This window comes from Propionispora hippei DSM 15287 (assembly GCF_900141835.1).
Classification (GTDB): Bacteria; Bacillota; Negativicutes; order Propionisporales; family Propionisporaceae; genus Propionispora; species Propionispora hippei.
On sequence record NZ_FQZD01000035.1, the window covers coordinates 1 to 22254 of the forward strand.

General features: G+C 45.2%; 21 protein-coding genes, 8 tRNA genes and 1 pseudogene. 4 read left to right on the forward strand and 26 right to left on the reverse strand.

Annotation, left to right across the window (positions count from 1 at the left end):
* From F3H20_RS15490 to F3H20_RS15550, 13 genes and pseudogenes are all read right to left on the reverse strand, one after another.
* Window positions 1–169 (reverse strand): annotated as a pseudogene (locus tag F3H20_RS15490) (transposase); the annotation flags it as partial.
* 184 nt (window positions 170–353) lie between these two features.
* Entirely contained in the window at window positions 354–716 is a 363-nt protein-coding gene (locus F3H20_RS15495) for a YIP1 family protein (RefSeq protein ID WP_149735816.1), read from the reverse strand.
* A gap of 19 nt (window positions 717–735) precedes the next feature.
* The gene (locus F3H20_RS15500) at window positions 736–2271 is read right to left on the reverse strand and encodes a hypothetical protein (RefSeq protein ID WP_223191801.1); all 1536 of its coding nucleotides are present in this window, start codon (window positions 2269–2271) and stop codon (window positions 736–738) included.
* 184 nt (window positions 2272–2455) lie between these two features.
* Window positions 2456–2842, reverse strand: coding sequence for an ACT domain-containing protein (locus F3H20_RS15505; RefSeq protein ID WP_188128364.1), 387 nt, complete (start codon window positions 2840–2842; stop codon window positions 2456–2458).
* Between the two features lie 16 nt (window positions 2843–2858).
* A complete protein-coding gene (locus F3H20_RS15510) occupies window positions 2859–4157 on the reverse strand; it encodes a phenylacetate--CoA ligase family protein (protein WP_223191802.1) in 1299 nt (432 codons plus the stop codon).
* A gap of 27 nt (window positions 4158–4184) precedes the next feature.
* Entirely contained in the window at window positions 4185–4400 is a 216-nt protein-coding gene (locus tag F3H20_RS15515) for an aspartyl-phosphate phosphatase Spo0E family protein (RefSeq protein WP_223191803.1), read from the reverse strand.
* Between the two features lie 240 nt (window positions 4401–4640).
* Window positions 4641–4729 (reverse strand) — tRNA-Leu (locus F3H20_RS15520).
* 50 nt (window positions 4730–4779) lie between these two features.
* Window positions 4780–4854: transfer RNA gene (locus F3H20_RS15525), tRNA-Cys, on the reverse strand.
* A gap of 7 nt (window positions 4855–4861) precedes the next feature.
* Window positions 4862–4936: transfer RNA gene (locus F3H20_RS15530), tRNA-Gly, on the reverse strand.
* Between the two features lie 6 nt (window positions 4937–4942).
* Window positions 4943–5018, reverse strand: a tRNA-Phe gene (locus F3H20_RS15535).
* 10 nt (window positions 5019–5028) lie between these two features.
* Window positions 5029–5104: transfer RNA gene (locus F3H20_RS15540), tRNA-Asp, on the reverse strand.
* 146 nt (window positions 5105–5250) lie between these two features.
* Window positions 5251–5622: a response regulator gene (locus F3H20_RS15545; protein ID WP_149735818.1), complete on the reverse strand. Its 372-nt coding sequence runs from the start codon at window positions 5620–5622 to the stop codon at window positions 5251–5253.
* A 59-nt stretch (window positions 5623–5681) separates the two neighbouring features.
* The gene (locus F3H20_RS15550) at window positions 5682–6344 is read right to left on the reverse strand and encodes a hypothetical protein (RefSeq protein WP_149735819.1); all 663 of its coding nucleotides are present in this window, start codon (window positions 6342–6344) and stop codon (window positions 5682–5684) included.
* Between the two features lie 115 nt (window positions 6345–6459).
* On the opposite strand from F3H20_RS15550, the gene F3H20_RS15555 reads away from it, so the two are divergent.
* Genes F3H20_RS15555 through F3H20_RS15565 form a run of 3 tightly spaced genes read left to right on the forward strand, consistent with a single transcriptional unit; the run spans window position 6460 to window position 9144 of the window.
* Window positions 6460–7539: an ABC transporter substrate-binding protein gene (locus tag F3H20_RS15555; protein WP_149735820.1), complete on the forward strand. Its 1080-nt coding sequence runs from the start codon at window positions 6460–6462 to the stop codon at window positions 7537–7539.
* A gap of 41 nt (window positions 7540–7580) precedes the next feature.
* Window positions 7581–8345, forward strand: coding sequence for an ABC transporter permease (locus tag F3H20_RS15560; RefSeq protein WP_149735821.1), 765 nt, complete (start codon window positions 7581–7583; stop codon window positions 8343–8345).
* Between the two features lie 19 nt (window positions 8346–8364).
* A complete protein-coding gene (locus F3H20_RS15565; protein ID WP_149735822.1) occupies window positions 8365–9144 on the forward strand; it encodes an ABC transporter ATP-binding protein in 780 nt (259 codons plus the stop codon).
* Between the two features lie 54 nt (window positions 9145–9198).
* Here the strand turns inward: F3H20_RS15565 and F3H20_RS15570 are convergent, their stop codons facing one another.
* A complete protein-coding gene (locus tag F3H20_RS15570) occupies window positions 9199–9669 on the reverse strand; it encodes a hypothetical protein (protein WP_149735823.1) in 471 nt (156 codons plus the stop codon).
* Window positions 9670–9986: 317 nt separating this feature from the next.
* On the reverse strand, window positions 9987–10340 hold the full coding sequence (locus tag F3H20_RS15575; protein ID WP_149735824.1) for a hypothetical protein: 354 nt from the start codon (window positions 10338–10340) through the stop codon (window positions 9987–9989).
* Between the two features lie 735 nt (window positions 10341–11075).
* Here F3H20_RS15575 and F3H20_RS15580 point away from each other — a divergent pair.
* A complete protein-coding gene (locus tag F3H20_RS15580) occupies window positions 11076–11936 on the forward strand; it encodes a CAP domain-containing protein (protein ID WP_149735825.1) in 861 nt (286 codons plus the stop codon).
* 260 nt (window positions 11937–12196) lie between these two features.
* On the opposite strand, the gene F3H20_RS15585 is transcribed toward F3H20_RS15580, so the two are convergent.
* The 11 genes from F3H20_RS15585 to F3H20_RS15635 all read right to left on the reverse strand — a co-directional run bounded on the left by F3H20_RS15585 (window position 12197) and on the right by F3H20_RS15635 (window position 22147).
* Window positions 12197–12272, reverse strand: a tRNA-Trp gene (locus F3H20_RS15585).
* A gap of 5 nt (window positions 12273–12277) precedes the next feature.
* Window positions 12278–12352 (reverse strand) — tRNA-Gly (locus F3H20_RS15590).
* Window positions 12353–12444: 92 nt separating this feature from the next.
* A tRNA-Asp gene (locus tag F3H20_RS15595) sits at window positions 12445–12520 on the reverse strand.
* Window positions 12521–12640: 120 nt separating this feature from the next.
* A complete protein-coding gene (gene pyrE, locus F3H20_RS15600; RefSeq protein WP_149735826.1) occupies window positions 12641–13213 on the reverse strand; it encodes an orotate phosphoribosyltransferase in 573 nt (190 codons plus the stop codon).
* Between the two features lies 1 nt (window position 13214).
* Window positions 13215–13928: an orotidine-5'-phosphate decarboxylase gene (gene pyrF / locus F3H20_RS15605; RefSeq protein ID WP_394349574.1), complete on the reverse strand. Its 714-nt coding sequence runs from the start codon at window positions 13926–13928 to the stop codon at window positions 13215–13217.
* 25 nt (window positions 13929–13953) lie between these two features.
* On the reverse strand, window positions 13954–14877 hold the full coding sequence (locus F3H20_RS15610; protein WP_149735828.1) for a dihydroorotate dehydrogenase: 924 nt from the start codon (window positions 14875–14877) through the stop codon (window positions 13954–13956).
* On the reverse strand, window positions 14874–15641 hold the full coding sequence (locus tag F3H20_RS15615) for a dihydroorotate dehydrogenase electron transfer subunit (RefSeq protein WP_149735829.1): 768 nt from the start codon (window positions 15639–15641) through the stop codon (window positions 14874–14876). The genes F3H20_RS15610 and F3H20_RS15615 overlap by 4 nt, the downstream gene beginning before the upstream one ends.
* Complete coding sequence (gene carB, locus F3H20_RS15620; RefSeq protein ID WP_149735830.1) at window positions 15634–18855, reverse strand: carbamoyl-phosphate synthase large subunit; 3222 nt, start codon at window positions 18853–18855, stop codon at window positions 15634–15636. Before carB ends, F3H20_RS15615 begins: the two co-directional genes overlap by 8 nt.
* Before the next feature lies 1 nt (window position 18856).
* Window positions 18857–19921: a glutamine-hydrolyzing carbamoyl-phosphate synthase small subunit gene (gene carA / locus F3H20_RS15625; RefSeq protein ID WP_149735831.1), complete on the reverse strand. Its 1065-nt coding sequence runs from the start codon at window positions 19919–19921 to the stop codon at window positions 18857–18859.
* Window positions 19918–21207 (reverse strand): dihydroorotase, encoded by a 1290-nt coding sequence (locus tag F3H20_RS15630; protein ID WP_149735832.1) that lies wholly within the window; start codon window positions 21205–21207, stop codon window positions 19918–19920. The genes carA and F3H20_RS15630 overlap by 4 nt, the downstream gene beginning before the upstream one ends.
* Window positions 21191–22147, reverse strand: a complete 957-nt coding sequence (locus F3H20_RS15635) for an aspartate carbamoyltransferase catalytic subunit (RefSeq protein WP_149735848.1) — start codon at window positions 22145–22147, stop codon at window positions 21191–21193. Before F3H20_RS15635 ends, F3H20_RS15630 begins: the two co-directional genes overlap by 17 nt.
* Window positions 22148–22254: the final 107 nt, after the last annotated feature.

The window sequence follows — 22254 nt, forward strand, 5'->3', positions numbered from 1 at the left end:
GTTAGCTTCTAAAATTTCCACACCTTTGTACTCACACAGCTTCCTTAGAATCACTCCTATATCCGCTTTTATTTTTCCATATATCACCTGTCTACGATATTTTGGTGCAAATACTATATGATATTTGCACCGCCATTTACTATTGTGCTAAACTCTTAGTATCATCCATTGGATGCGCCTCCTTTGTTTAGAGTTATGCGGTCGGCAAACCTGCATTTATTCTAACAAAAGAGGCTGTTTTTTTCGACGTATAGCTATAAGCTTTTTGGAACCACATGCATAGCATGTGGTATTCGCTTACGCAAAAAACAAAACCACGATAAGGTGTTTCCCTATCGTGGTTTTTATTTATATTAACGAAAGATACGAAAGATCAGCCATGATATTGCGCCAACGAGGGCTACAACGAATAGGGAAGAAAAGGCAAACATCACGATACCAGCCAGAATCAAACCCCACACAAGTTTGCTAAACCAACCTCCGCTTAAACTATTAAATTTGACCTGCCGCACAAAAATCCGCTCATTAGTCGAATACTGCGGCCGTTCATACTGGGTATCGCTATACCGGTTATCCGAATCCTGTTCAATAGTTACTCCTTTAAAGTCCTGCCGCTCCTCAGGAGTTAGAATATGAACCGGCTGGGATTCTGCCTTGCAATAAGGACAATCCGTCTCAGCCTCCGACAATTGACGTCCGCATCGTTTACACTCCATTCCGCTCTCCCTCCATATATTACGGCATGAATAACGAAACTACAAAGCCTTCTTCCCCTAAATAGCGTGGATCAAAGGGTCTTAGTTCCAAAATCCGGCTTAGTTTGTTTTTATTTTTGTAGATACTTGTTTCTGAAATATGCATATCGGCTGCCAGGCTCTCTACTGTGACATTATTTAAGTAATTGATCTGAGCATAACTATATAATAATACGGCTACCCAAACCTCCGGCTTTCGCACAATGATATCAGTCAATTGACAAAAATCATGCCACATGGCTCGTATCAGTTCTGCATCATGTTTAGAAAAGCCATAACTGGCGTATATACGCTTTAGTCGTTGCATTACACCTGCATGAGGCTCACGGCTCAAAACCGCCTTAGGAAAATTTCTTTCGATTTGTGAATTGGGTGTAACATTTACTTTGGCCAGTGTTACAAGAATATCAATGGTATGACGCACCACCAGGGCATGGCGCTTAAAAAAACTTATTAGGTCCACGCCGGGTTTTTGTATCTCAAAAACCCTTTTCTGTCGCAGGACTTCCTCCCGTATACGCCGCCGCAGATTTTTGCTGACTTCTATGCTGGTAACATAATTAATCACAATCATCCCTTGCGAGAATATATGTCCGTAGAATAGCAGCTTCTTCAGCGAATTATAATCAAAAAGGAAGGGCAGTTCAAATCTCTCATTGGTAAACAGATTAACGCATTCTACCCAGTCCTGGTTCAATATACGGTCAACGTAAAACACTGTAAACTGTGCACTCTGTAAATCATTCAGAATCTGTCGTTCATCGTTGGATAAACGTTCGGAAAAAGTCTGGTAAAAATGGGCAAGCGGCGTATTATCACTCGCTAACAAATGATAATCAAACAAAAAATAATCCCAAAATCCCAGCCAAAATTCTTCCTTTCCATCGTCAGGAATGTTCTCTAACGGACCGGTATATAGATACAAGGCACGATCAAAATCCTCATTGAAATCATCTTGCTGATAATATGTCCCCAATTTTATCATTAAATGTTCTACAGTTTCCCCGATGACCTTTACCATTTCCTGGTTTTGCAGCGAAGGGTCCGTGAATACAGTGCTCAAGTCATCGCTTAATAAGGCTAAATCTCTGCTTGGCAATAGCTTGGTAAGCTTTAGCTTTTTCCCGCCGGCTATATCACTGGCAGCTCGTTCAATCTCAGTACAATTACTCATAATTCTTTTATTAACCAAATGTTGCTGGAATTCAATTAACACAGCAAAAAAGTCTCGTACATTTTTAAGCGACATTTTGAATCCCTTAACATGGGTAGATAGCCATTCAATCAACAGGACGTAATCTTGTACCGTCAGTTCATCCAGATCTTCATTATCGGCGTATTGCAAATAAATGATTAAAAGCTGTATAGATTGCCATAGTTTTCGCAACTCACTGTCGGCAGCACCCTGCCAGGCCTTATAACGCAAAAAACTTTCCACCCATTCCCGTTTTATGGAGACTAGGTCCATCGGCTCACTATTATAAAAAAGACTCACTTGGTCATACACATTTTTCATTATGTCGTAAGAATCTCCTTAAAAAATACTCATACCGTATGCAGATAAGGGCACTGCCTTTATCTCGTAAGTGCTATTATAACATTTTTACTATCATTCTGCCAGAAAAGACCTTGCTATTTATAAATATAAATAAACCCTGCAGCAAGCTTGCGCAGGGTCATCGACGAGATTCCTTCGGGAGCTATCCCAGTATCTGTTCGGCCTTAACAACGTCATCCACTTTTAGTGCCACATGCGCATCTTTGTCATTAACCGCAGCAAAGGCGTACATATATTCGATATTAATGAAGGCCTCGGCCAATTTTTCTATTTGTTCGGCTAAATCACCGGGACGGTCTTTCACTGTTACCGCTAAAACAGAAGTAAGCTTAGCAGTCAATCCGGCCTTACGCAGAATCTCCTCTAACGCTTGCGGATCATCGACAATTAATCGCAAAATGCCAAAATCTGCTGTGTCAGCCAAAGATAAGGCCCGGATGTTTACACCATTTTCTTTTAATACTGCCAAAACACCAATCAGCGTTCCTGGCTGATTCTCTAAAAACACGGAGACTTGCTGAATAATCATAACACCCCTCCTTACGTTATATTTTCCGTTTATCAATTACCCGCTTAGCTTTTCCCTCACTCCGTTCAATGGTCTTAGCCGCCACTAATCTCACTTGGGCGGATACATTCAATACATGAGACAGTTCACTTTTAATTTTATGCTCCAAAGTTTCCAGTTGGCGTACTTCATCCGAAAACATACTGTCAGTAACTTCTACCAGTACGGTTAAATGGTCCAAATTATCCTTGCGTTCCACAATAAGCTGATAATGAGGAGAAGTCTGCCCCAGACTGAGCAGAACACTTTCTACTTGGGAAGGGAATACATTTACGCCACGAATAATCAGCATATCATCACTTCTGCCCAGCACTTTGCCCATCCGTACCAAAGTCCGCCCACACTCACAGATATCACGTCGCAGGATGGTCAAATCCCTGGTGCGATAACGGAGCATAGGCATCCCCTCTTTAGTTAACGTCGTAATGACAAGTTCACCCTTTTCCCCCTCACCCATAACTTCTTCGGTTAAGGGATTAATAATTTCAGGGTAGAAATGGTCTTCATTAATATGTAAACCGTTCTGCACCTGGCACTCACAAGCCACACCGGGACCAATGATTTCACTTAAACCATAAATATCGATCGCTTTAATACCCAATTGCTCTTCAATTTCATGACGCATATGTTCAGACCATGGCTCAGCACCAAAAATGCCTACTTTTAATGACGTATCCTCCGGATTAATTCCCATTTCCCGCATGGTTTCAGCAATATATAAAGCATAGGAGGGTGTGCAGGCTATGGCCGTAGTACCAAAGTCTTTCATCAACAAAATTTGCCTTGCCGTATTACCGCTGGAAGCGGGAATGACCGAAGCACCTAATAGTTCAGCACCATAGTGCATCCCCAGTCCCCCTGTAAACAGGCCATAGCCGTAAGCAATCTGTATAAAAGACTGTTTAGTAACACCGGCCGCCGCCAAAGACCTCGCCATTACTTCCGACCAAATGCCGATATCCTTCTTGGTATATCCCACCACCGTCGGCCTGCCGGTGGTACCGCTGGAGGCATGAACCCGTACGATTTCACTTAGCGGAGCGGCAAACAATCCATAGGGATAATTATCCCGCATATCCTGTTTGGTTATAAACGGCAGTTTTGCAATATCCGCTAAGGTAGAAATATCCTCCGGCAGCAAACCACGTTCCTGCATTCTGGAACGATAAAAAGCCGATTTGTGATAAAGAGCTGCAACTAATTCCCGCAATCTTTGAGCCTGCAACTCTCTGAGTCTTCCCACTTCCATCGTTTCAATTGGCTGATTCCAATACAATATGTTTTCCTCCCAGCAATAGTTAAATCACGATTCAGCTTTATCGTTCAACATACCGGCATTTCCGTACAGCAATTGTCCTTTTTGTTTGTTCTGTTCCAGGTTAATCAGTTTATTCAGAAATCTGTCTAACTTGGTACTAAGCAGAAGAACATCTTCATCTGTTAACTGACTGTCTTTTCCCTTCGTATTTAACCGTTTTCTTAACCTTTCAATAATTTGTAGCAGCTTTTCCATTCTCATAATATCCCTCCGGCATTTCATTAAATATGATCCCCAGGAATATCTTTATGGTATAAGCAAACATGTAAAGGAAAATATAGAAAGGTTTTTATCAATTAAATATTTCATAAAATATTTCCATAATTATTTACCAAATCCTTCTATTAAACTAAATATCTCAACAAAAAATTCATATTTTTATAAAAATGGTAAGAAAATAAAAAAACTGTTCTATTTTCACATAGAACAGTTTGTTAGCTTTGGTGCGAGTGACCAGACTTGAACTGGTACGGGAGTTAAGTCCCGACGGATTTTAAGTCCGTTGCGTCTGCCGATTCCGCCACACTCGCAGAACAATCCAAGATAGTTAAACATACATCTCTTATTCAAAAATAATAATTGGAGGCGGCACCCAGATTTGAACTGGGGAGTAAAGGTTTTGCAGACCTCTGCCTTACCACTTGGCTATGCCGCCGAATGAATGGAGCGGAAAACGAGATTCGAACTCGCGACCCTCGCCTTGGCAAGGCGATGCTCTACCACTGAGCTACTTCCGCATAATATGGTGCCTCAGGACAGAATCGAACTGTCGACACGAGGATTTTCAGTCCTCTGCTCTACCGACTGAGCTACCGAGGCATTAAGTGAATGGCGACCCGGAAGGGACTTGAACCCTCGATCTCCGCCGTGACAGGGCGGCATGTTAACCACTACACCACCGGGCCGTACTTCAAACCGCATAATCTAGTATACAACAGCAACCATATGATGTCAATGCTTATTTTTTCACAACAGCTTGTCATATACTAACTTATGGCCACGAATGATATTCTATCATTTACTCCATACTATGTCAACATGATTATCTACATTATTTTTTTATTTCAGCTAATATTTTATTTATTGTCACTTTTACCTGTTCCGGCTCAAATGGTTTTATGATAAAGTCCGATGCTCCGGCTTTCAGCGCATCAGTAATGATCGCTCGCTGTCCCAAGGCTGTTACCATAATAATTTTAGCCAGCGGGTCTTCCTCGTGTATATGCTTGACAGCCTGTATGCCATCCAAACCTGGCATAGTTATGTCCATAGTCGTTATATCCGGTCTAACTTTAAAATACATTTCAATTGCTTGCTTTCCGTCACCAGCCTCCCCGACAATTTCGTGCCCTTCTTCCGTTAATTGCCGTTTTAACATCATGCGCATAAAAGCCGAATCATCACAAACCAATATCCTTGCCATATTAAACCCCGCCTTATCTAGATGTATTCATCCGAAGTAAGAAAATTACAGCTCTGGCATTAACCTATTTGACATTGCATAGTTTCCAACGTAGCAACTAACCGCTTCCCCAACTTCTCTTCCAGTTCCTGCAATGAACCTGCATCAAAATCAGCCGTCATCTGAGGCGTACGGCAGATGCGCATTTCCCCAAAAAATTCATCTCTGTAAATATTATAGTATATAACAAGATTACTTTCTGTGGCAAAATGACTATATTCTATGATAATGTATGAACCATTGATTATTCTCAGGGGTTCATTAGGTGCAATAAACAACTCAAAATCAGCAATCCGTTTGGGCAGCATATGTTCATATTGCCAGGTTAATATTTTTTTTTGCACGACAATACTTTCTACCGTATTGACATCAAAACAGGCCATCCGCTGTAATGTGATTCGCAGTTTCTCCAATAGAATTTTTTCAAGAGCATCTAAGCTAGTTACAATAAAAGTCGTATCACAAAACTCCGTCAACCCGATAGTAACCCGTCCTAAATAATCTTTCGTAGCAGCATCATATAAAACCGTCAATTTTCTGTGACGGCCTTCGTTTTGATAAGCGAATATAAAATATTTCGTCCCTTCCTGCCGGGAAATATGTTGTAATGTAAACCCTTCCAATTCCTTGGGGAGTTTACTAAGTAAAGTCCACTCTTTTATTTGTTCAATTATTTTCTCCATTTCGTCCTCCAACTTTGGTATTCGTTATTTCGCAGAAAAAACCTGCAAACCTGTGGCTAAATAAACGATTTAAGAATACTATAGATTACTTAAATCGTTTAAGGAGGGCTACGTCATGAAAAAAGTTTTGTGGGCTAAGCTTGCAATACTGCTTATAGTCATACTGATGATCACCGCCTGCGGTTCCCAGCCGGCAACTAACTCAAGCCACCTAAAAAATGCACCAGCCTGGGCTGCTAGTCTCAATCCTCTGGCACAAGAAACAACGGTAAAAGTCGGCATGAAACAGGCAGTCTCCGATGCCGGCATCTTAATCGGCATGGCTAAAGGATACTATAAAGATCTTGGCATTACCATCGAACCTATCCAATTTAATTCCGGTCAGGAAATGATCAATCAACTAGCCGCAGGTCAGTTGGATGTGGGAGCAACCGTGAGCGCTTCCGGTTTACTTAATGCAATGTCCAGGGATATTCCGGTTAAAATCGTGGCAGATAAAGGGATTAACGTACCTGGCAAGGGCTATTACCGTTTGGTCATCCGCAAAGACCTTGTTGATTCACTTAAGGATTACAGCGACCTAAAGGGAAAGCGCATAGCAATCGTAGGTACAGCTTCCTTGGATGAAATAGCCTTATCCCGGGTATTGCAAAAAGCTAATTTGACGACGCAAGACATTGATTTACAAGTCATTCGCTCCTTTCCCGACATGCTGGTTTCATTAGGCAACAAGAGCATTGACGCCGCGATGGTCATTGAACCATTTATTGTACAAGGCATGGAAAAAGGCATACTTGATCCCTGGAAAGACCCTGTCGAATATGATCCGGATGCACAAACAGCCTTGCTTGTTTTCGGTACCAGCCTGACGAAAAACCCCGATGTGGCCAATCGCTTTATGACTGCCTATATCAAAGCGCTACGCGATTATAACGACGCTTTTTTCAAGGATCTGAATAAAGCTGAGATTGTATCCATCCTTTCCCGATACTCTGTTGTAAAAGACCCTCAACTATATGACAAAATGTTTCCTACCGGCTTAAATCCTGATGGCTATGTCCGTACCAAGGGAATAGAAATGGATCTTGCCTGGTATAGGCAACACAATCTATTAAAGTCCGACATTCAGTTTGAAGATGCCGTTGACAATCAATATGTAGATTTCGCACTACATATTCTGGGAAAATATCAATAAGATAAGGCACTATCAATCTTTTCTGGAGAGGAAACTATATCATGTGGGATAACAAAAAATATATTTTAAAATTGTTATCTGTTCTGTCCCCTTTTACTTTGCTGTTATTATGGGAATTCAGTTCACGAGCCGGTCTGATTGATACCAGATTGTTCTCAAGCCCAAGCCACATTTTGCAAGCTTTCATTCCGCTACTGGTTTCCGGAGACTTGCCCTATAATACCTGGATCAGCGTACAGCGTATTATTTTAGGGTTTATTGCCGGATCGCTTCCGGGTATCCTGATCGGTATCAGCATGGGGCTGTCACCATTTGTCCGTTCAACTTTTGAGCCCTTAATCAGTGCTACCTATCCTATTCCCAAACTGGCACTTATGCCGTTAATCCTATTGATTTTTGGCTTAGGGGAAACCTCCAAGGTTTTCACCATTGCCATTGGAGTTTTTTATCTGGTAGTTATTAACACGATGGTGGGGGTTCTCACTATTGACAAAATCTATTTAGATGTAGCAAAGAATTTTGGTGCCAGCCGGAAAGACTTTTACCTAACAGTAGCCTTACCGGGAGCATTGCCTACTATATTTGCCGGTTTAAAACTAGGAATGGGAATGGCTCTTATTTTGATCGTGGCCGCTGAACTGTCTGCAGCTAAGGCAGGTATCGGCTGGATGATTTGGCGGGCCTACGATATGTTTGACATCGAGCAAATGTTTGCTGCGTTAATTACGCTTTCCATTCTTGGCTATATATTTTCATTGTTATTGGATCTGATTGAACGCTTGGCACTTCCTTGGAAACAATCTTAGTCTGCAGGAGGCCGGCCATATGAATAACCATAACCGTATACTTTTAAAAAATGTCAGCAAAATCTTTCCTGCCCCATCCGGGACAGTCACTGCATTAAAGGATATATCCGCTGAAATTAAGGAAAACGAATTTTTCTCCATTGTAGGACCCAGTGGCTGCGGCAAAACCACACTACTGCGTATTCTGGCCGGATTAAGCGAAGCATCGTCCGGCAATATTACTATTACAGCAGCAAACAATGACCGACCTGTCAATTCCATGGTCTTTCAGGAACAGTCAATCTTTCCTTGGATGACAGTTTTAGATAACGTGGGATATGGGCTAAGAATGCGCGGCATCCCTAAAAAGGAAAGAGACCAAATTGCTAAACGATACATCGAAATGATTGGTTTAATCAGGTTTATCAATTCATATCCCAACCAATTATCGGGCGGAATGAAACAACGGGTCAGCGTTGCCCGCGCCTTTGCCAATGATCCGGAAATCCTCCTCATGGATGAACCCTTTGGCGCGCTGGATGAACAAAACAGAATCATCCTTCAAGAGGAACTACTGCGCATCTGGGAAACCACTCAAAAAACCACGGTTTTCATTACCCATAGTCTTGATGAAGCCATTTGCCTCAGTGACCGCATCTTAATTATGACCGCCAACCCGGGAACCGTAAAAGAAATCATCACCGTCGACTTACCCCGTCCCCGTGACATCATTGCCATACGAACCACCACAGAATACAATCAAATTTTCCAAACAGTCTGGTCCATGTTGCGGGAAGAAGTACTAAAAAGAAATGAATAAGCCTCTTATAAAATGAAATTCCCGGTCCTTTTGCAGCCGGGAATTTCTTCATATTCAGCGAAGAATTTTGAAACTATTGGACCGAGGATGCCAGTCGTCTTCTCCTCCATAAATCTTTTTCGGTGAAATTTTGTGTCCATCGACGAATAAGTCAAAATCAACTCTATCTCCACCGTCAACCCTAAAATCAATTCCATCAGATGCGCCAATTGTTTCAAACCGAAATTCCAGCTTATGCCCAAAGGATGTAACCTTGTATCTGTCATCGTTTTCCAAACGCACACCGTGAACATTGACAAAGCGGCCATCAGTCCGCAGGACTCCTGTGTAAACATGATCCTGCCCTTTGGTAGTTGTTCTCAGATGCAGCCCCGCGTCATCATGCCAAATAAAATATCCTTGATTCTTCACTATATGGAAATCGTCAGGCCTTCCCTCCAGTTCAGGCGACCAGGCAAACGCACTGGTAGTCATCCCCATCATAAAAAGCCCCACCAAAGCTGAAAGCACTTTCTTGTTTCTCATAGAATATGCACACCTTTCCTCGTTTAATTCTCTGTATTTTGATTTTAGAGGAAAGACATGACAAATTTATGACAGTTATTGTTAGCTACTATTTATACTAAACGATCTATCCCTCGCAAGTAATAATAAAGTTAGTAACACTTCATTATACGCTTTATATCGACAAATAAAAAAGTGACAGCAGGTTTCGCAGGACTTAATCCTCAACCAATGGACTTTGAAAAATATCTGGAAATCCATAATAAACGAGAAGGTATTAATCAATCAAATCGTTCAAAAATCCTCTTTTCCCCACTAATTCTCATTTAATCTCAGACCTATTTCCCCGCTTTGGGAATTACAATGCTATCTGGCATTAACTGACTGCCCTCTAACGGAACATGCCTGAAGATTTCATCCTTCGAAGCCTCGTCCCTAACCTTCTTATTACTTAATGCCTTGCGATAGTGAATAAAGGAACCTTTGTTTCCACATTCCGGGCAATAGGTGTTACTGCTCCTGTGTCTGTTGGCTTTCCATGAGAACAGATTAAAGTGAAGACCGCAGTATTGACATATAAAGCCGTTTACAAATACCCCTTCACGTTCCTTTTCTTTAACACCCACAGGCTTGTTTTCAGATAAACGCATAAGTTGTTTTTCCTGATTGTTACATTTGGATTCTTGTTCCATTAGTTAACCTCCTCAAAAGATAATCGTATTGTAAATTAGCTTAGAGTTGCTTAACAGGCAGTCATGCCCCTATGGTTATTGGGCTATCTCCTCCCCTTTTCAATCTAGTATATCTTGTTTTCAATGGTATTTTAACCATTACTTCTCCCCCTTGTAGTATTGCAGTATTGATGTTTCTTAAAACTGGACCAAACTCCCAGCTTTATCCGATAGTCTATCCATAATTTTCAGGAATCCCCTTGCATTTCGTGCCAGATGACCACTGTATTCTATATAAATCGGGTTGTCTTTTTTACTAAACATAAATTTCCTGAGTGGGATCTATTGCTTTCTTCCCTGCGATTTTTCTCTGAGAATACCTTCTCGTCCTCCAAGACCTTCAGGCTTCAACTTATTGTATATTACTTTGTTTTTTGCTGCCCGTATATAACCGATTTTCGTTCACTTAAAGCATCGCCGAGCTATCCGATTACATTATGGCGAAAATTATCCAAAATGTCGACTTTGAAAATTAGACAAAACTTAGCATTATCAGTAACCTTTTTCTCCTTTTATAGGTTCGTTCTCTTTTTGTCTATTTCATACAAATTGAGACAATGTAATGTTTCCCGAAAAAACCAACTACCAAATATTTCACTATGCTTATTAAGAAGTTTTTAAAAATTAACCTGTATTGTAGAAGCATAAGAAATTATGTTCACGTATTTCTTATAATATAAATCGGAGGCGACTATATTGAAAAAATTGCACCACGATGTAACCCTGGGATTATTGAGTACAACTTTAGGATTATACATGATGACGGCATCAGCATTACCGGTCTATGCGGCCAACTCACAGCAGCAAGTTTTTTATAATACGGCAAAGACAAGTAATTCTGTAATTCCAAGCAGCCAAAACCAAACTGCGAACAACGTCGCGCAAGATCCACTGCAAGTAGTTAAAGCTTCGGCCAATAAGCTGGGTTTCAATGCCAAAACAGATACATTCTCCTTAGTCAAGAAATCGGCTACACAAGCAATTGTTTCAGTTAATCACCAACATGGTATTTATAATGTTGTTTTGCAGTTGAATAATAATAAGACGCAATGGAATATTAGCTCCATTACCAAAATAAACGACTCGAAAAACAACTCTTCAAGTACTGTTAGCCCTAAAACCAATAACGGAAGTTCATCCGGAACGACAGGAACGTCAGCAACAACGACCTCCGACGTTAGCGCTGCAGAACAGCAGGCTGCCCAGCTTATGAATGCCGATCGGAGAGCGAACGGTTTGGCGGATTTAAAAGTAAGTTCCGCATTAACCGCAGTAGCACGGAGCCACTCACAAGATATGGTCACCCGTAGCTTCTTTTCACATACCAACCCCGATGGAAAAACATTTACTGACCGTTTAACAGCAGCCGGTATCTCTTATACCGCGGCAGGCGAAAATATTGCAGAGAATACTAGTGTTGAGGCGGCCGAAACTGCTTTTATGAATAGTTCAGGCCACCGTGCAAATATACTAAACGCCAATTACACTACAGTCGGTATTGGTGTGGCGTATGACAGTCAGGGCAAAGTGTATGTAACCCAAGACTTTATTAAGTAATTTAATGATGTAACCATGAAATGCTCACCTAAATATTACTGAAAAGATATTACGCTGGACTTGTTAACGCCGATGAGTCCATTGCCTTCCAAATTACTAAAAGCCTTCTAACGATTTGTTAGAAGGCTTTTAGCTTTATTGGCGCGGGCAACGCGAGATTTGAACTTTCAAACCGTAGCTCGGGTACAAATAATGATTACCTCATTATTTCCCATGAAATTAAATAGCTCTCAGCAAATCGCTGAGAGCCTTGTGTTTTCTGGCAGGGGCAGAAGGACTTGAACCCTCAACCAACGGTTTTGGAGACCGCTACTCTACCAATTGAGCTATACCCCTAGATATGGAGCGGAAAACGAGATTCGAACTCGCGACCCTCGCCTTGGCAAGGCGATGCTCTACCACTGAGCTACTTCCGCAGATTTTATTTCTTTACCACGCATATAATTTTACTATATTATTTTAATTATGTCAAGCATGTTTTTTATTTAAATTACTAGAAATGATAGCGTGGCGACCCGGAAGGGACTTGAACCCTCGATCTCCGCCGTGACAGGGCGGCATGTTAACCACTACACCACCGGGCCAAACACAGTTTTAACAACTGCAATAATCATCATATCATAAGCTGGAAAAAAACTCAATCCTCTTTAAACTAAATTATTCCCCCCTGCCATTTCAACCATAGCAGGGAGGACAATTTACCCTTACAATTTACGGCTTCCCCTTTTGGTAAACGGTTTTCCCGCCGCACAAAGCGGACATTGTTCTGCCGTATAAGTGTCCACTGTCAGATGCAGAAGAGCCTGCGACGGTATCCCAAAGTCCACCTTGCCACCACTTCTGTCAACCAGCATACCGACTGCTACCGGTGTGCCGCCCTGTTGACGAACTACGGAAATAACTTCATCTACCGAACCGCCGGTGGTTACGATATCTTCCACAATAAGCACACGTTCGCCTGGTTTGATAACAAACCCCCGGCGAAGTGTCATCTTGCCATTTTCTCTTTCCGTAAAAATAGCCCGGGTCCCCAAGTTTTTCCCGACTTCATGGGCCAATAAAACGCCGCCTGTTACCGGTCCAACAACCAGTTCGATATGATCATTTACAAATCTTGCCGCCAGCGCGGCGCACAGTTTCGCCGTGTATTCCGGATATTGCAGGACTTGAAATTTTTCTACATACAAAGGGCTATGCAAGCCGGAGGTCAGTAAAAAGTGCCCTTCCATAATAGCCCCTGAATCAACAAATAACTGTCTTACTTCTGCTTCATTCATCTTAGACAGCCTCCATCTCTTTGCAAATTTCCAGAGCAGCAGTCCGTGGATCGGCGGCTGCCGTAATCGGACGCCCGATGACCAAATGGTGGGCGCCTTGTTTCAAGGCCTCCCGCGGTGTGGCAATCCGGCTCTGATCGTTGATAGCCGCGCCTTGCGGTCTAACCCCCGGAGTTACGATGATGAACCGTTCGCCACAAGCTGCACGGATGGCTTCCGCTTCCTGCGGTGAAGCGACCACACCGTCAATTCCGGCAGACTGTGCCAGTTTTGCCAAATGTACAACATGCTCTTTAATACTCATATCATGCCGTAAATTAGCCCAGTCTGCAGCGTCGATACTGGTCAGTACGGTAACAGCAATTAACGCAGGCCGGGAAACTTCCAACTGAGCCGCCTTATTCGCAACTGCCTGGCTGGCCGCTTTCATCATAGCCAAGCCACCGGAAGCGTGAATATTCAGCATGGAAGCGCCAAGTTCGGTCAGTACGCCCAAGCTCTGCGCTACCGTGTTTGGTATGTCATGCAGCTTCAGATCCAGGAATACATCTTTATTCAGACTGCGTAAATAGGCGATAACCTCTCTGCCGGTACTGTAATAAAGCTCCATTCCCACTTTATAATAGCTTACGGAATCACCCAGTTTTTCTACCAAATTTCTGACCTGGTTCATATTCGGCACATCCAGTGCCACGATTAATCGCTTATCTCCCACCAATGGCGCGTCACTCCCCTACCGGTTAGTTTACCTTCAGTTTTCCCACAACATCCTGTATGCAGCTCAAATCACGTTCCACTACATATTCTTCCAATCCGGTTACCACTTTTTCTATCGTCTGGGGATCAACAAAATTTGCCGTTCCCACCATGACGGCACTGGCCCCGGCAAGCATAAACTCAATGGCGTCCTCCGCCGTCATGATACCGCCCATGCCAATGACCGGAATCTTTACCGCCTGACAAACTTGCCAGACCATCCGAAGTGCCACCGGTTTGACTGCCGGCCCGGAAAGGCCGCCCACTACATTGCCCAGTACGGGACGCCAGCTATGAATATCCACCGCCATCCCCACCAGAGTATTGATTAACGAGATAGCATCGGAACCGGCGGCTTCTACAGCCAACGCCATAGCCACAATATCGGTGACATTGGGTGACAGCTTGGTTATAACCGGCAAAGCCGTATTCGCCTTCACCGTTTTTACTACGGCCGCTGCACTGTCGCCGTTTGTTCCGAACGCAATCCCCCCCTCTTTTACATTGGGGCAGGATATATTAATCTCAATACCGGCAATGCCTGTTTTATCCAGTCGTTTAGCCAGTTCTCCGTATTCTTCCACTGTATTACCGGAAATATTGACAAGTACCGGAACATCAAAATCTCGCAGCGTTGGTAAAATATCATCAATTAAAGCTTCCACCCCGGGATTCTCCAACCCGATTGCGTTAAGTATCCCTGCTGGAGTCTCGGCAATCCGCCGGCCGCAATTGCCGGCCCTTGGCTTCAAGGTTATACCTTTGACCACGATGGCACCGATTTGGTTTAAATCAAGAAATTCCCGGTACTCAACCCCAAACCCAAAGGTACCTGATGCAGCCATCACCGGATTTTTCATCCTTATTCCGGCCACTTCAGTTTGTAACATATGCTTAGGCTTGCTCATAGAACAACCTCCCCCGACCAGAAAACAGGACCATCCGTACAGGTCTTCTTTCTGGGTCCTTTCGTGGCTTCACAGGTGCAGGACAGGCAAGCCCCGACACCGCAGGCCATATATTCCTCCAACGAGACCTGGCAGGGAATTTTGTAGGTCGCAGCATAGTTCGCCACACCGGCCATCATCCGGCTTGGCCCACAGGTATAGATCATATCGAAGGACTTACTTCTCAGCAGTTCCGGCAATAGATCCAGTGTTATGCCACGCTGTCCCAGACTGCCGTCGTCGGTGGTAATATGAAGGTTTTCACACAAGCTCTTGAAAATACCGCTCCAAAACATCTCCTGTTCTGTCCGGCCACCCATCAGCACCGTTACCGGATTAGGACACAGGGTAGCCGCCAAATAAACCAATGGCGCCAGCCCCATGCCTCCACCAACCAGCAGCGGCCGTTTCCCTTGCAAAGTAAAGCCGTTGCCCAATGGCCCCATGCAATTGAGCAGATCACCGGGTTTCAAACGGGCCAGAAGCTGCGTGCCTCTCCCGACAACACGATAGATCAGATAGATCGTTCCATTAGCCCGGTCCACATTGGAAATACTGATCGGACGCCTGAGCAGCGGTTCGTAGCAATCCGCTACCCGGATATGCACAAACTGCCCCGGTACGGTTTGTTCAGCAATGTCCGGTGCCTGAAGAACCAACTGTTTTACCTGACTGGTTATGTTAGTATGCCTGACAACCGTCGCCTTCACTACCAGTTTAGGCAAGATCATCGCCTCCGCCCACATAATCCTGTAAAGCCAACGCGTAAATCAAGCGGCGTTCCCGCATAAAGCCCAGCACCTCCAGTACTTCCTGTGCCGTATCGATCGAAGTCAGACAAGGAATCGCATGCTCTACTGTTGCCCGGCGAATTTTAAAACCGTCGCTTTGCTGCTGTTTGCCATGAGTGATCGTGTTGACCACCATGTTGATTTTTCCTGTTTTGATCATCTGAATGATATCGGCTGAATGTTCATGCACTTTTTGCACCGTATCCACCGCTAGACCCAGCGATTGTAGATACTTCGCCGTTCCGGCCGTAGAAACCAGTTTGTAGCCCAATTCGGCAAAGCCTCTAGCCAGTTCGCCGGCTTCCTGTTTGTCCTTGTCAGCCACGGTGAACAGAATGGTCCCATACTCAGGAATATTCATACCGGCAGCCACAATTGCCTTATATAGCGCTCTGGCATAGTGATAATCAGTACCCATAACTTCACCGGTGGACTTCATTTCCGGCCCCAGCGAGATATCTACCTGCTGCATCTTGGCAAAGGAGAATACGGGAGCTTTCACAGCCGTATAGGGTTTAGCCGGCAGTAAGCCCGATTGATAGCCAAGGGAAGCCAAGGTCGCCCCCATCGCCACTCTTGTAGCCACGTTAACCATCGGTATATCCGTTACCTTGCTTAAAAAAGGAATGGTCCGGCTGGAGCGTGGGTTTACCTCAATAACATACACCTCTTCATCAACCACTACATACTGAATATTGATAAGTCCTTTAACCCGCAGGCTTCTGGCCAGACGCTGCGTATAGTTAACAACCGTAGCCAGCACCTTTTTCGACAAGGTTTGGGTTGGATATACGGCGATGCTGTCGCCGGAGTGAACACCCGCCCGCTCCACATGCTCCATGATGCCCGGGATAAAGACATCGGTTCCGTCGGAAATCGCATCTACCTCTACTTCCGTTCCTTGCATATAGCGGTCCACCAGCACCGGATGCTCCGGCGAAGCCTTAACCGCCCGGCCCATGTAATCTTTAAGCTCGGTTTCGTTATAGACAATTTCCATCGCGCGTCCTCCCAGTACATAGGACGGACGAACGACTACAGGATACTCAATCTCTGCCGCGGCGGTTATGGCATCTTCCGTATTGGTAACGGTAGTTCCTTTCGGACGTGGTATGCCGCTTTGCTCAAGTACCTCGTCAAATTTTTCCCGGTCTTCGGCCCGGTCGATGTCTTCCACGCTGGTACCCATGATTTTAACGCCGGCCTTGGCCAGCGGTTCGGCCAGATTAATGGCGGTTTGACCGCCAAACTGTACAATAACGCCTTCCGGTTCCTCTTTATCGATAATATTTAATACATCCTCCGGGGTAAGCGGTTCGAAATACAGTCTGTCCGACGTATCAAAGTCGGTGCTTACCGTTTCCGGGTTGTTATTAATGATAATGGATTCAATGCCCATTTCCCGTAAAGCCCACACGGAGTGAACCGAGCAATAATCAAACTCTACTCCCTGTCCGATGCGGATCGGACCGGACCCCAGCACAATGATTTTACGCCGGTCGGTGATGCTGACCTCATCCTCCTGGGCGTAGGTCGAATAGTAGTAGGGAGTCACCGCTTCAAATTCTGCCGCGCAGGTATCCACCATTTTGTAGCAAGGAACAATCTGCTGACTTTTGCGCAGCTTTCTGATTTCATCAATTGGCTGCTGTCTAATCCCGCCAATCGTTTTATCGGCAAAGCCCATCTTTTTGGCTTTCAGCATTAGTTCCGGCGCCAAGGCCTCCTCTTTCAGGCGCGTTTCCATTTGTACGATATTCAGTATTTTTTGCAGGAAAAACTCGTCAATTCCGGTAATCCGGTGAATTTCATCCACGCTGATCCCACGCCGCAGTGCTTCCGCCACTACAAATAACCGTTCATCATTGGCCTCGCTCAAATTAGCATGTATCTCTTCGGTTGACAACTTTGCCAGTTCGGGAATGCCGACATGATGCAGGCCGATTTCCAGCGAACGGACCGCTTTCAGTAAAGCCGCCTCAAACGTCCGGTCGATGGACATAACCTCACCGGTGGCTTTCATCTGGGTCCCCAGAATCCGATCGGCGGAAATAAACTTGTCAAAGGGCCATCTTGGGAATTTAACCACCAGGTAATCCAGAGTAGGCTCAAAGCAGGCCATCGTCTTCTGGGTTACCGCATTTTGAATTTCATCCAGATGATAGCCTATCGCAATCTTAGTAGCCACTTTGGCAATCGGATATCCCGTAGCCTTAGAAGCCAGGGCGCTGGACCGGCTAACCCGGGGATTGACTTCAATGACATAATAGCGGCTGCTGTTAGGGTCCAGGGCGTACTGTGCATTGCAGCCGCCTTCGATGCCCAGTTCACGGATAATCCGAAGTGATGCACTGCGCAGCATTTGATATTCATGGTCGGTTAAGGTTTGCGTAGGTGCAACAACGATACTGTCACCGGTATGAATGCCCACGGGATCAAAGTTTTCCATATTACAAACGGTAATGCAGTTGTTGGCGGCATCCCGCATGACTTCGTACTCAATTTCCTTCCAGCCGGCCACACTGCGTTCAATCAACACTTGACCAATCATACTGTATTTCAAACCGCGGTTTACTACATCAATCAGTTCTTCCGTGTTGTTTACAATTCCGCCGCCGGTTCCCCCCAGAGTATAAGCGGGACGCACAATAATCGGAAAACCGATTTGATCGGCAAAGGCTTTGGCGCTCTCTATGTCTTCCACAATCGTACTTTCCGGGATGGGCTCACCGATCTTTTGCATCGTCAATTTAAACAATTCCCGGTCTTCCGCTTTTTTGATCGCTTCCAGTGATGTCCCCAACAGTTCGGCTTTATATTTTTCCAGTACACCCCGCTCGGCCAGTTTTACCGCCAGATTCAAGCCGGCCTGACCGCCCAGCGTTGCCAGTACACCGTCGGGGCGTTCCTTGGCAATGACTTCTTCCACAAATTCAGGCGTAAGCGGTTCAATATACACGCGGTCGGCAATATTGGCATCAGTCATGATCGTAGCCGGATTGCTATTGACCAGTACAACCTCCAGGCCTTCCTCTTTCAAAGCCCGGCAAGCCTGTGTGCCGGCATAATCGAATTCAGCCGCCTGACCGATAATGATCGGTCCGGACCCAATTACCAATACTTTGCGTAAATTTGTTTTTTTCGGCATGTTATTTTCCTCCGTTCAGCAGCGTTAGAAATTCATCAAACAAATAGGTGTTGTCATCCGGTCCCGGAGCTGCTTCAGGATGATATTGTACGGAAAACACCGGCAAATTTTTATGACGCATGCCTTCCACCGTACCGTCATTTACGGCGCGGTGAGTAATGATTACGTCCTTATCCGATAAAGATGCTTCATCTACTGCGTACCCATGATTTTGCGAGGTAATATGCACCCGGTTCATTGCCAGATTCTTAACCGGCTGGTTGGAGCCCCGGTGGCCGAATTTCAGCTTATACGTATCGGCGCCAAGAGCAAGCGCCAGCAACTGGTGTCCCAGACAAATACCAAACATCGGCTTTTTGCCCAGCAACGATTTTACTGTTTCGATCGCCTCGGGCACATCCTTCGGGTCTCCCGGGCCATTGGACAGAAATACACCCTCCGGCTGCAGTTCCATGATCGTTTCTACCGGTGTATCTGCCGGTACGACCACCAGATCACAGCCAATATGATGCAGCGAGTTTAAGATATTGCGTTTAATCCCAAAATCCATGACAACGACTTTCGGCCCATTGCCGGCAATCGTGTAAACTTCCCGGGTAGTCACCTCTTTGACAACATCGCGGGTTAACGGCTGTGCCAGCAGTTCCGTCACTTCATCTTCTGTTGCCGCCAGCGGCGCAATAACTCCCTTCATGGTCCCCTGAGAACGGATTCTTTTTGTAATCGCCCGTGTATCTACGCCATAAATACAGGGGATTTGCCGTGAGACCAAGTAATCTCCCAACGTTTTCTCCATCAAGCAATTGCTAGGAAGCTCACACAACTCACTGATAACAAACCCGCGTACATAGGACTGCCTGGCCTGTTCAAAAATATCAGCCACACCGTAGTTGCCCACCAGCGGATAGGTCAGCGTTACAATCTGCCCACAATAAGAGGGGTCTGTTAAAATTTCCTGATACCCTGTCATGCCTGTATTAAAGACTACTTCACCGGTAGTCACCATATCATGTAATAAATACCCATAAAAAATACTGCCGTCTTCCAAGATCAATTTCCCGTTCATTCCAACACCTCACCATTCTGCATAATCATCTTGCCTTTAACGATAGTAGCCACCGCTTTGCCTTTTAGCTGTCTTCCTTCAAAAGGAGTCAATTTTCCTCTGGTATAAAACTTCCGGCTGTCAACGGTCCATTCTAAATCTGGATTGATAATGGTAATATCGGCCAGTTTTCCTTCCTCCAATACACCGGCTTCAATCCCCAGTATCCGGGCAGGATTGGCCGACATCCGTGCAACAATTTCCGGCAGGGTGAATAGTCCGCTGTGGTACAAGGTTGAAAGCACAACACCTATGGAAGTTTCCAAACCGGCAAATCCACTGGGCGCAAACCGAAATTCACGATCCTTTTCCTCAAAGGCATGGGGTGCGTGATCTGTTGCGATGGCATCAATAGTGCCGTCTTTAAGCCCGGCAAGCAGCGCTTTCCTATGCTCATTCGATCGCAGGGGGGGATTCACCTTTGCCGTAGAATCAAAATCCGCAACAACCTCATCGGTCAAGGATAAATGTTGCGGTGTCACCTCGGCAGTGACCTTAATACCGCGCGCTTTAGCCTGTCTAACCAGTTCGACTGCACCTTGGGAACTGATATGAGCGATGTGAATCCGTGAACCGGTGTATTCGGCCAGCATAATATCTCTGGCCACAGCAATATCCTCAGCTACTGAAGGGCGTCCTTTAATGCCCAGCATAGCCGATACCGCCCCTTCGTGCATATGTCCCTCATTCACCAACGATTCATCCTCGGCATGGGAGATGACTGCTTTATCAAACATTCCCGTATATTCCAAACCTGTTTTCAACAATTTAGCACTTTCCACATAATGGCCGTCGTCGGAAATAGCGACTGCACCGCTTAGCAGCATATCGCCTATTTCAGCCAGCTCCTTGCCTTCCTGCCCCTTGCTCAGGGCCCCGATCACCTTCACATGCACAGCCCCTTCGAGTTGGGCCCGTTGCGCGATTCCGGCCACCAAAATGGCATTATCGATAACCGGCTTCGTGTTTGGCATACAGGCTATCGTAGTAATCCCACCGGCCGCGGCTGCCCGTGTTCCGGAAGCAATGTCCTCCTTCGCCTCCAGTCCCGGTTCCCGCAAATGTACATGCATATCAACAAATCCCGGAGCAACCACCAAGCCCGCAGCCGGAAAAACCTTGGCATCAGGCGCGTTGATATCGCTGCCGATTTGAATAATCTTCTCATTTTCGATCAATATATCGCCTATGGCATCAAAATTTTTGGCCGGGTTGATAATTCTGCCACCTTTAATTAATAGCTTCAATCTCTTTCCCTCCCATCAATACCAGAAACAACAGCGCCATTCTCACAGCCAGTCCATTTTGAACCTGCTCCTGAATTGCTGACTGATCACTGTACGCCACATCAGGCGCAATTTCCAGCCCCCGGTTCATCGGTCCCGGATGCATAACGAGGGCATCCGGTTTTGCCAAAGCTAGCCGGTCTTTGTTTATACCAAAAATCCGGGCATATTCCCTTGCCGACGGGAAAAGCCCCTTTTGCTGCCGTTCCCGCTGAATTCGCAGGATGTTAACAACATCGGCACCTTCCAGAGCATCTTCCACTCGATTATGTACATAGACTCCGGCTTTTTCGATATCCCGCGGCATGAGGGTCTGCGGCCCGGCCAAGTGAATTTCGGCGCCCATTTTTTGCAGTCCCCAGATATTAGAACGCGCCACGCGGCTATGCAAAATGTCACCAACAATCGCCACTTTCAGATTGGCAAACCCACTCTTTTTTTGCAAGATAGTGAGCATATCCAAAAGCCCTTGGGTAGGATGCTCGTGAGCTCCGTCCCCGGCATTGATGATGACCGGGCTCACTGCCTTTGACGCATACTGCGCTGCACCTTCCGCTTCGTGACGCATGACAATGATATCGACACCCATAGCCTCCACCGTCATTAAGGTGTCACGCAGGCTTTCTCCTTTCACTACACTGCTCGCACTGGTAGTAATATTCACTACATCAGCCCCCAGGTATTTCCCGGCCAGTTCAAAGGATGTCCTCGTTCTGGTACTTGGTTCAAAAAACAGATTTATAATGGATTTTCCTCGCAAAGTAGGCACTTTTTTAATATCACGCCGGATAATTCCCTTCATCTCTTGGGCCGTGTTTAGCACCAATTGAATTTCAGGGACCGTCATATGCTGCAATCCCAAAATATCTTTTCCCCGCAGCGATACCTGACTTCTAGCCATACTCATAACGCCAATCCTCCTCTTGAATGTAAAAACTCCCTGCCCAGGCGGCAAGGAGTTATGTTAAGACAAGTTCCGGCAATGACTAAAATACCAGTTAAACACTT

What these genes read in the sequence shown, in the direction of transcription:
- pyrE (WP_149735826.1), bottom strand. Translation starts at nt 13,213, where the DNA reads ATGAATGAAGCAGAAGTAAGACAGTTATTTGTTGATTCAGGGGCTATT.
- carA (WP_149735831.1), bottom strand. Translation starts at nt 19,921, where the DNA reads ATGAACGGGAAATTGATCTTGGAAGACGGCAGTATTTTTTATGGGTAT.
- carB (WP_149735830.1), bottom strand. Translation starts at nt 18,855, where the DNA reads ATGCCGAAAAAAACAAATTTACGCAAAGTATTGGTAATTGGGTCCGGA.
- F3H20_RS15610 (WP_149735828.1), bottom strand. Translation starts at nt 14,877, where the DNA reads ATGAGCAAGCCTAAGCATATGTTACAAACTGAAGTGGCCGGAATAAGG.
- F3H20_RS15505 (WP_188128364.1), bottom strand. Translation starts at nt 2,842, where the DNA reads ATGATTATTCAGCAAGTCTCCGTGTTTTTAGAGAATCAGCCAGGAACG.
- F3H20_RS15515 (WP_223191803.1), bottom strand. Translation starts at nt 4,400, where the DNA reads ATGAGAATGGAAAAGCTGCTACAAATTATTGAAAGGTTAAGAAAACGG.
- F3H20_RS15545 (WP_149735818.1), bottom strand. Translation starts at nt 5,622, where the DNA reads ATGGCAAGGATATTGGTTTGTGATGATTCGGCTTTTATGCGCATGATG.
- F3H20_RS15575 (WP_149735824.1), bottom strand. Translation starts at nt 10,340, where the DNA reads ATGGAACAAGAATCCAAATGTAACAATCAGGAAAAACAACTTATGCGT.
- F3H20_RS15500 (WP_223191801.1), bottom strand. Translation starts at nt 2,271, where the DNA reads ATGAAAAATGTGTATGACCAAGTGAGTCTTTTTTATAATAGTGAGCCG.
- F3H20_RS15570 (WP_149735823.1), bottom strand. Translation starts at nt 9,669, where the DNA reads ATGAGAAACAAGAAAGTGCTTTCAGCTTTGGTGGGGCTTTTTATGATG.
- F3H20_RS15555 (WP_149735820.1), top strand. Translation starts at nt 6,460, where the DNA reads ATGAAAAAAGTTTTGTGGGCTAAGCTTGCAATACTGCTTATAGTCATA.
- F3H20_RS15560 (WP_149735821.1), top strand. Translation starts at nt 7,581, where the DNA reads ATGTGGGATAACAAAAAATATATTTTAAAATTGTTATCTGTTCTGTCC.
- F3H20_RS15495 (WP_149735816.1), bottom strand. Translation starts at nt 716, where the DNA reads ATGGAGTGTAAACGATGCGGACGTCAATTGTCGGAGGCTGAGACGGAT.
- F3H20_RS15565 (WP_149735822.1), top strand. Translation starts at nt 8,365, where the DNA reads ATGAATAACCATAACCGTATACTTTTAAAAAATGTCAGCAAAATCTTT.
- F3H20_RS15550 (WP_149735819.1), bottom strand. Translation starts at nt 6,344, where the DNA reads ATGGAGAAAATAATTGAACAAATAAAAGAGTGGACTTTACTTAGTAAA.
- F3H20_RS15635 (WP_149735848.1), bottom strand. Translation starts at nt 22,147, where the DNA reads ATGGCTAGAAGTCAGGTATCGCTGCGGGGAAAAGATATTTTGGGATTG.